Below are 1,779 nucleotides of genomic sequence, written 5' to 3' on the forward strand. Positions count from 1 at the left end.
ACCAAATTCTTTTGCTAAATCTACCGCCTCGCGATAAGTTTCCGTCATGGTTTCTCTGCCGGTTATTATTTGACTGGCAGAAGCATTCATTACATCAAGACTATGCGCCCCAACAATAATACAGGCCGCTTTAGTGAGTGTTGTCGGGTCGGGTGCCAGACAAAGACCGCCGGCACCAATAAGTTCAACCACCCCGGCGGCTAAACCCGCCCCCCCTAATATTCGGTTACTCCAGGTTTCCTCTTCAGTAATAGTATTATCCGACAGAACCGCTGCCAACTGAACTGGCGACAAAACAATGCGTAACCCATTTTCAGATTCTGAATCAACAGCAGCATCAGTCAAATAATTGGCGTTATTCATGGTTAATAGATCCTGTCATCCCAGAAGCTGTAAGACCCAGTTGAACAAGCAAGATTGTTCCAGGTGATATTCTTGTAAGTAAAACAGATAACTTCTTGTGGTGTGCCTGAGTTATTATCTTTGGAATGTGGATAATTGGATTTTATGCTGGATATAAAAGCATAGCCCAGCCTGATAGAATAATATTTTTCCAACCCTCCGGTTAGCGATGTTCGGTACAATTCAAATAAACATTCCAGTTCTTCATTCTCAGAAAAACACTGCGCCAGTAAAGGAGAAGATTTATCGATAGGCTTAATTATCATGACCGGATGATGAGAAGCATGTTGCTCTCTGGTCATCAAATGTTGAAGAGTGTAAATGAAAATTTCATTTTCATGACCATGCTGGTAATTATTTCCTATGGAGTTTAAGGAGCCGCAGCCTGCGGAGATTAAACCCTGCTTTTTACCTTTCAGTGTTAAATAAATCATATTTGCCATGTTGATTGCCCCTTACATACTGTTTGTTCGATTCTTCTGTAGGGTGCGTGGAAAAATCAACCAAAAATTTATAAATTTAAGATAATTTACATTTGTAAGGAGAATGTAAGAAAGAAATCTGGCGCCAAAATATGATTGATACTATTAGCATAGTAAAGTTATTTATTTTATATATCAAATAGTTAGTTATGATTACATATTGATATTTCTACACGAAGATATGCATACAGAGACATTTTAAATTATTCTAAATACACACCATTAGTCTGATAAAAAACCGTCATATCCAATATCCCAGTAACGTAAATTTAATGATATTAAGGGAACGTGATTTAAATCTTTTTTTTCAGTTACATAAATTAATAGCAATATAATCAGTAAGCATATTGGTGCAAATACAGGTCATTACTATTGAATGGCGCTTTTGAAGTATAATATATAATTAATTCACTACCTTCAAAAGCGTTTTTTCTTGAAAACTTTACGGATATAAGGTTGATTTATTTATCCTTTTCAAGGTGTTTATTTATATAATTTTGCATTATTTTTGATGACTGATTCAGATGTTCTAATATGGCGGAAATAGTTTCCCATAACTTTGGATCAGCGGCATCATAATAATGGTTGCTAAAACATCCTTTTATATTTTTAGCGTCCCGGATAAGATGATTAATATTTTTTAATAATATTAGTGGTGCAATATTAAGATGATTTCCTTGCAACTCATTGAATATTTTGTGAAATGATTCAAAATCATTATTATCAATAGCATTCTTCAGCTTATCTACGTACTGCAATTTTTCTCTCATGTCCATTATATTTCACCTCTTTGTTTACTGTTGTATTAAAGCAATTTTAATTACTCATCTTTTTTCAGGATGTGCATTTAAAAAACTCTGGGTTCTTTGAGATATATGATTTAAAAATTCAAGTG

Annotated in this window: 2 protein-coding genes and 1 pseudogene; all 3 read right to left on the reverse strand. The window is 34.3% G+C overall.

The features are described from left to right. Positions 1-363: pseudogene (locus ABR397_RS22460) on the reverse strand (RNase A-like domain-containing protein); the annotation flags it as partial. A gap of 2 nt (positions 364-365) precedes the next feature. Beyond that, positions 366-845 (reverse strand): Hcp family type VI secretion system effector, encoded by a 480-nt coding sequence (locus tag ABR397_RS22465; protein ID WP_350307653.1) that lies wholly within the window; start codon positions 843-845, stop codon positions 366-368. 500 nt (positions 846-1,345) lie between these two features. Further along, positions 1,346-1,660, reverse strand: a complete 315-nt coding sequence (locus ABR397_RS22470) for a hypothetical protein (protein WP_350307654.1) — start codon at positions 1,658-1,660, stop codon at positions 1,346-1,348. Positions 1,661-1,779: the final 119 nt, after the last annotated feature.

It is taken from the genome of Photorhabdus viridis (assembly GCF_040256935.1).
GTDB classification, from domain to species: Bacteria; Pseudomonadota; Gammaproteobacteria; order Enterobacterales; family Enterobacteriaceae; genus Photorhabdus; species Photorhabdus viridis.